5 protein-coding genes are annotated in these 6278 nt (G+C 68.3%); all 5 read right to left on the bottom strand.

Annotated elements, in window-relative coordinates:
• Positions 1-507, bottom strand: a 507-nt coding sequence (locus tag KBZ15_RS16230; protein WP_255016235.1) for a hypothetical protein, incomplete at its 3' end; no start/stop codon positions are given.
• Between the two features lie 11 nt (positions 508-518).
• Complete coding sequence (locus KBZ15_RS16225; protein ID WP_255016234.1) at positions 519-1754, bottom strand: glycosyltransferase; 1236 nt, start codon at positions 1752-1754, stop codon at positions 519-521.
• Between the two features lie 8 nt (positions 1755-1762).
• Entirely contained in the window at positions 1763-2959 is a 1197-nt protein-coding gene (locus KBZ15_RS16220) for an HlyD family secretion protein (protein WP_255016233.1), read from the bottom strand.
• Positions 2960-2981: 22 nt separating this feature from the next.
• Positions 2982-5936, bottom strand: coding sequence for a peptidase domain-containing ABC transporter (locus KBZ15_RS16215; RefSeq protein WP_255016232.1), 2955 nt, complete (start codon positions 5934-5936; stop codon positions 2982-2984).
• Positions 5936-6278 (bottom strand): peptidylprolyl isomerase (locus KBZ15_RS16210; RefSeq protein WP_255016230.1); only part of this gene is annotated, 343 nt, incomplete at its 5' end. The genes KBZ15_RS16210 and KBZ15_RS16215, both read right to left, overlap by 1 nt.

Raw genomic sequence — 6278 nt, 5'->3', positions numbered from 1 at the left:
CACCGTCGGATCGTCGGCGCCGACGGCGCACAGCCATTCCGCCAGCTCGGGAGCCAGGCCCGAGCTGGCGGCCGCGCAGGCGCCTGGCTGCCAGCCGGGTTGCTGGGCTGCGGCCAGCTGCTGCAAGCGCCGCACCCCCCGCTCGGGATCGATGCTCACCAGCACCTCCAGGAGGTTGCGCACGGTGAGCGGGCTATCGCTTCCCCAAACCAGCGCCTGCTCATAGGCGGCGGCGGCGGCCTCAAGCCGCTGTCGGCCGCGGCGGGCATCGCCGAGTTTGTGCGGGGTCCAGAAGCTGCGGCTGCCTGCCGCCAGCGCCTGCTCCAGGGTGGCCTCGCAGTCTGCGAAGCGGCCCTGCATCAGCAACACGTAGGCGAGCAGGTCGAGCTGCTCAGCAGAGGCGGCGCCGAGTAGGAGCAGCCGCCGCAGGGCCCCCTCCGCCACCAGCCAATCGTGGGCGGCGAGCGCCTGACGCAGCACTTCAGTCCAGGGCGATGCGGGCTCCATCACGGGTTCCATTACGGGCTCCAGCCCTGGGGGCTTGCCGCTTCGCTGCGGGCCACGGCATCCAGGAGATCGATCTGGGCACTGACGCAGCGGCGATGGTCAAAGTGGCTGGCGATATGGCGGCGGGCACCGAGGCGCAGGGGGGCAGCGATCTCCGTAGCGCTCAGCAGGGTGAGCAGGGTTTGCAGCAGGGCGGCGGGATCGTCGGCGGGCACCAACCGGCCGCTCACCCCATCGATAACTAGCTCCTCCACCCCGGCGTCGGCGCAGGCCACCACAGGAGCGCCGCAGGCCATCGCCTCCAGCAGGCTCCAGCTGGGTACGTAGGGCCGGCTGAGATAGGCATGCACCCGGCTGATGCGAAACAGATTGCGCAGCTGATCCGGTGGCAGCAGGCCGGGTGTGTGTAGACGGCGGCGGTCAATCCCCTCGCCCAGGCCCGCCAGCAAGTGTTGGAGCCAGCTGCCATCAGCCGCAGGGGGGCTGCCGTAGCAGCCCCGGTCGCAGGCGCCGGCGAGCACCACCTGTAGCTGGGGCAGGCGCTGCTGCAGTGCCGGCAGCACGGCGAGAAGGCGATCGAGGCCCCGCAGCGGCTCCAAACTGCGGGCCGCAAAGCTGAGCACCAGGGTCTCCGAGCCGAAGCTGGTGCCATCGGCGAGCCGCAAGCGGGCCAGCGGATCCGGGGCATAAAGCCGCAGATCCACCCCTTCATGCAGCACCTTCAGCCTGGGCTGCAGCCAGGGGGGATGGCTGTCCCGCTGAAAGCGGCTGGCGGTGATTCCCACCGTCATGCGGCGGATCGCCACGGCGTCCGCCCACTGCTGGATCTGCCGGCCCCCTGCCGCAGTGCGATCACCGCCGAGCAGGGGGGAGGTGAGATCGAGTTCGAGCATCGCCACCAGGGGGGCGGCGGGGAAGAGATCGTCGAGGAGCAGCGCATCTCCCCAGAAGCAATGGGCGAGCACCACATCGGGGCGCCAGCCCGTTGCCGCCAGTGGGGTGAGGGCGGCGACCACCCGCCGCGCCTGCTGCCAGGGGGCCAGTAGACGTCTGGCGGGATCGGGGTGGCGCAAGTCGGCGTTGACATCACCACCACAGGCCAACCAGCGGAAGCGCCCGGCTGGCCTGCTCACTTGACTGCTCACTTGGCTGCTCACAGCCACCACGTCATCCCCGCGCCGCACCAGGGCGGGGGCGAGATGGAGAAACTGCCCGGGAAAATTCTGGTGCAGCAGCAGCACCCGCACGGGTCTTCTCAGCGGGCCGTGCGCAGGGCACGGGCGCCGCCGGAGAACTGGTTGAATAAGAGCTCGAGGATGCTGGCCTTGTCGAGCTTGAGGTTGGCGGTGAGGGCCATGCCGGCCTGGAGCCCGAAGCGCTGGCCATCTACCTCTAAGTATTGGCGGCTCAGTTTGAGTTTCACCGGGAAGCGCGGCACCTTCAGCTCGCTGGTCTCGTCTGGGGGCAGGGCATCGGTGCCGATCGAGATCACCTCGGCAGGGAGCCAGCCGTACTTGTCGCGGCGATAGGCGGGGAATTCGAGCTCGGCGCTCTGGCCGGGCCTGACAAAGGCGAGATCGGCATCCGGCATGTCCACCCGGGCCTGGAGGTTGTCGATCGGCACCACCTTGAGCAGATATTCGGCGCTGATCGCCAACTGGCCCCGCTTGGCACTGAGATCGAGGATGGTGCCCTTGAAGGGGGCCTTGAGCACGATCTGGCGCAGGCGGCTGCGGGTGGCCACCAGGCTGGCGCGGCTGGCGGAGAGTTCGCTGGCCACCAGGGCCTCCTTCTGGGCGGATTCAGCCTGCAGTTTCTGGATTTCGGCCTGGGTGGAGCTGATGCGGGCATTCAGTTCGGCGCGGCTCTTTTCGGTATCGAGCACGCTGAGCTGGCCGTAGCCGCCCTCCTTGGCGAGGGGGCGCAGTTGGGCTAATTGGGCATCGGTGATCCTGAGCTGCTGCTGGGCTCCTAGGAGCCTGGCCCTGGCCTCGGCAATTGCTGCCCGCAGCCGCTGCACTTCGGCCAGGGAGGTAGCCACCAGCGAACGCTGCTTGTCCACCATCGAGGAGGCCTCGGCCTGGAGGGTTTCGGTGTCGAGCACCACGAGGGGTTGGCCGGCGCTCACCAGCTGGTTTTCCTTGACCAGCACCTGGCTGATCACCCCCTGCTCGGGGGGGGACACCTCCTGGGTAGAGCGCAGGGTCTGCAGGCGGCCAGCTACGGGTACGACACGATCCACCTTGATCAGGGCGGCGGCGCCGATCACAAACAACACCAGCACCGAGAGGCTGGAGCCGATCACCATGGGCATCCAGGAGGGGGGGCGGCTTTCGAGGCGCAGGTCGTCTGTGGCGAAGCCGGTGTCGTCGAGGCTTCTGACCCCATCAGTTGGCTGGCGTGGGACAGTGCGCTTGGCCAGGGCCCGGTTGTTGGCGGGTGGGCGGGTCATGGGTGGGTCATGCGGTGGGTTCTCAACGGGAAGACTCCGCGGGAATGCCCACCTGCTGGTAGTAGAGGGTGGCGTAGGACCCACCCAGGCGAATCAGCTCCCCATGGCGGCCATCCTCAACGATGCGGCCGCTTTCCATGAACAGGATGCGATCGGCATCGCCCAAGGTGGTGAGGCGGTGGGTGATGAACAGCACGGTGCGGCCGCGGAAGCGCTGCCTGAGATTGGCGAAAACCTGGCGCTCCGTCTCTGCGTCGAGGGCGGAGGTGGCTTCATCGAGGATCAGCAGGGAGGGGTTCTGCAACACCATCCGGGCCAGGCAGAGGCGCTGGCGCTGGCCACCGCTCACCCCCGCTCCCCGCTCGACTAGGCGGGTGGCATAGCCATTGGGGAGGGCGCGGATGAAGTCGTGGGCGGCGGCCACCGTGGTGGCGTCAATCACCGCTTCCAGGTCGGCATCGGGGCTGTTGAGGCGCAGGTTTTCGAGCACGGTGCCCTCAAACAGCAGGCCGTCCTGGGGCACATAGCCCACCTGGGCGCGCAGGCTGGCGAGTTGCACCTTCTCCACATCATTGCCATCGAGCAACACCGTGCCCTTCTGGGGCAGGTAGAGCCGATCGATCAGCTGAACCAGGGTGCTCTTGCCACTGCCGCTGAGCCCCACAATCCCCACGAACTGGCCGGCCTGGATGCGGAGATCGAGGCCATCGAGCAGGTAGGGGCTGCGGGGGCCATAGCGGAACGACACCCGCTCGAAGTGCAAGTCGCCGCGCAGGGGCGGCAGGGGTGGCTGCTGCTGGTCGGAGCTGCCGGCTTCCGGCAGGGTTTCCATCACCTGGCTGAGGGCGGCCAGGGATAGGCGCAGTTCCTGCACCCCCTGCCACAGGCCCCCCAGCCGCACGAAGGAACTGACGATCCGGTTGGAAAGGATGCGGATGGCGAAGAAGCCGCCGATGCTGAGCTGGTTGGTGAGGATTAGGCCCGCGCCCACGCCGGTCAACACCACGTCTGCCAGGCCACCGATGGTGCGGCCTGCCTGGCCCAGCAGGGCGGAGAGGCGGGTGAGACGGAAGCGGGAATTGGTGTAGCGGCGGTAGCGATCGAGCCAGCGCCAGCGAGCCTCCACCTCGAAGTTCTGGCTCTTGACCGTGCGCATGCCGGAGAGCAGCTCCACCAAATAGGAATTGGCGGCCGCCAGGGAGCGGTTACTGATCTGCAGGTTGCGCTCGATCAGGGGCGCTCCGAAGAAGTTGAGGCCGATCAGGAGCGGCACCACCGCCAGGGTGATGAGGGTGAGGGTAGGGCTAATCACGAACAGCACCACAAACACCAGCAGGCCGAGGGCGAGATCGAGGCCGGCGCCCAGCACCTGCTCCACCACAAAGCGGCGGATTGCATAGAGCTGGTTGACGGTGTAAAGAATCGCCCCCACCTGGCGGCTCTCGAAATAGGGCAGGGGCAGACGCAGCAGATGTTCCACCACCGATGAGCCCATGCGCACGTCAACGCGATCGGAAAGGTCGGCGGTAACGAGGGCGCGCAGGCCGCCGATCACGCCATTTACCAGGTTGGCCACCACCAGCAGCACCAGGATTGGCGCCAGCAGGGAGGGGTTGTTGCGGGCTATAACCGCGTCGAGCACCACCATGATGCTGAGGGGCAGCACCAGATCGAGAACCTGGGAGATGAAGCCCGTCAGCAGCACCATGGTCACCATGCCGGGATAGCGGGCGAAGGCACTGCCAAACCAGCCCAGGCCCACCTTTTCGACGTCGTCGCGGCCGGCGCGGCCCTCGCGTACCACCAGCACATCGAGGCCGTCGGGGCAGCGCTGCTCGAGCTGGGCCAGGCCGAGTCGCACCGGGCCGCGGCGGGGATCGCTGATCAGCACACCGCTGCCCCGACCGGCCACCAGCAGCAGCACAAACTGACCCTCGAGATCGAGCACCGCCGGCGGCTCCAGCCGGGCCAGCTCCCAGGCCCGCGCCCGCAGCGGCCGGGTGTCAAAGCCAAGCGCCTCGAGCTGCAAACCCACCTGGGGCAGCTTCAGTGCTCCCAGCCGCTCCTCCACATCGCGCAGGTTGCGCAGCAGCTGGTCGCTGGAAACCACCAGCTCCCGGGCCTGGCAGAGCTGCTGGATGCAGAAGTAGGCCTGCTCCACCCGATCGGCGGCCGGATTGGTTTCGCCGCTGCTGCCGTCGGGGCGCGGGCGGCTGTCGACGAAGCCCAGCTCAATCGGATCGCTCGCCCCAAGGCTGGCCACCGCCGCCACGGGCACCATCGCAGCAGGAGCTGAGGGGGGCGAGGCGCTGGCGTTCAGGGCCGCTTCGGGGATGGCCACCACCCGGGGCGGCAACTGGTTCACCGGCTGCCGCCAACCTTCGGAATCCGATTGCAGCTGGTCTCCCGGCAGCAGCCCATCGGGCTGGCGGGGGCCGCTGTAGAGCAGGAGGTGGCCCGGGGGGAGGCGGTCTTCGGGGCCGAGCAGCAAGGCCTCTGCCAGCAACAGCTCAAGCTGTTGCTTGGGCTGGGTGGGCCGCTGGCCCTGGGCCCGCCACCAAACCTCCATCAGGCTGGCCAGCTCTTCGAGGCAAGGGCGGCCGGCCACGGCGTGGCGCAGCTCGGGCTCCTGTTGCAAGAGCCGCAGGGCCGGCAGGGCTGGCACTACCAGCAAGGTAGATGGCTGGGAAGCCACCAGGCCCAGTTCCGGTTCTCCACGCCACAGCGACGACCAGCCCAGCCAGCTGCCGGGGCTGGCCAGGCCCAGGCTCAGTGGGGTCTCGCCAGGCCTGAGCTGCAGCCGCCGCAGCCTGCCTTCCAGCAGCAGCGCCGCCCCGGGGGGTAGCTGGCCGGCCCGCTGGAAGGGCTGTCCCACGCTGAGCTGCTGGATGGAGGCTTCCGCCGCCAGTCGGTTGATCAGCTGGTCGGAGACGTTGGTGAGGGCTGCTGAACCCCGCAGCAGCTGTTCAAATCGCATCAGCTGGCCACCTCCAAGGGGGCTGCCTCTAAGAGGTCTGCCAACTGCATCAGCCGATCGCGCAGCAGCAGGAGCTGTTCGCGCTGCCAGCGGCTGCGGCACTCATCCAGCAGCTGGCCACGCACTTGGTCGTCTAGCCGGCCGGCCTGCAGGGAATCGACCCGGATCAGGTGCACAACGCCATTGATGTCGAGGGGAGGAATCAGTTCGCCGGGCTGGTATCGGCGCACGACGCGCATCAGCAGAGGATTGAGCCGGTTCACCGGCACGGGACCCACCACACCGCGCCGCAGGCGGTCGGCCTCATCGGCATGGCGCTCAACCACCTCATGGAAGGTGCAT

Source organism: Cyanobium sp. BA20m-p-22 (assembly GCF_024346275.1).
GTDB lineage: Bacteria > Cyanobacteriota > Cyanobacteriia > PCC-6307 > Cyanobiaceae > Cyanobium_A.
The sequence above is the reverse complement of the archived record's forward strand: the minus strand, read 5'-3'. Positions and strand labels throughout refer to the sequence as shown.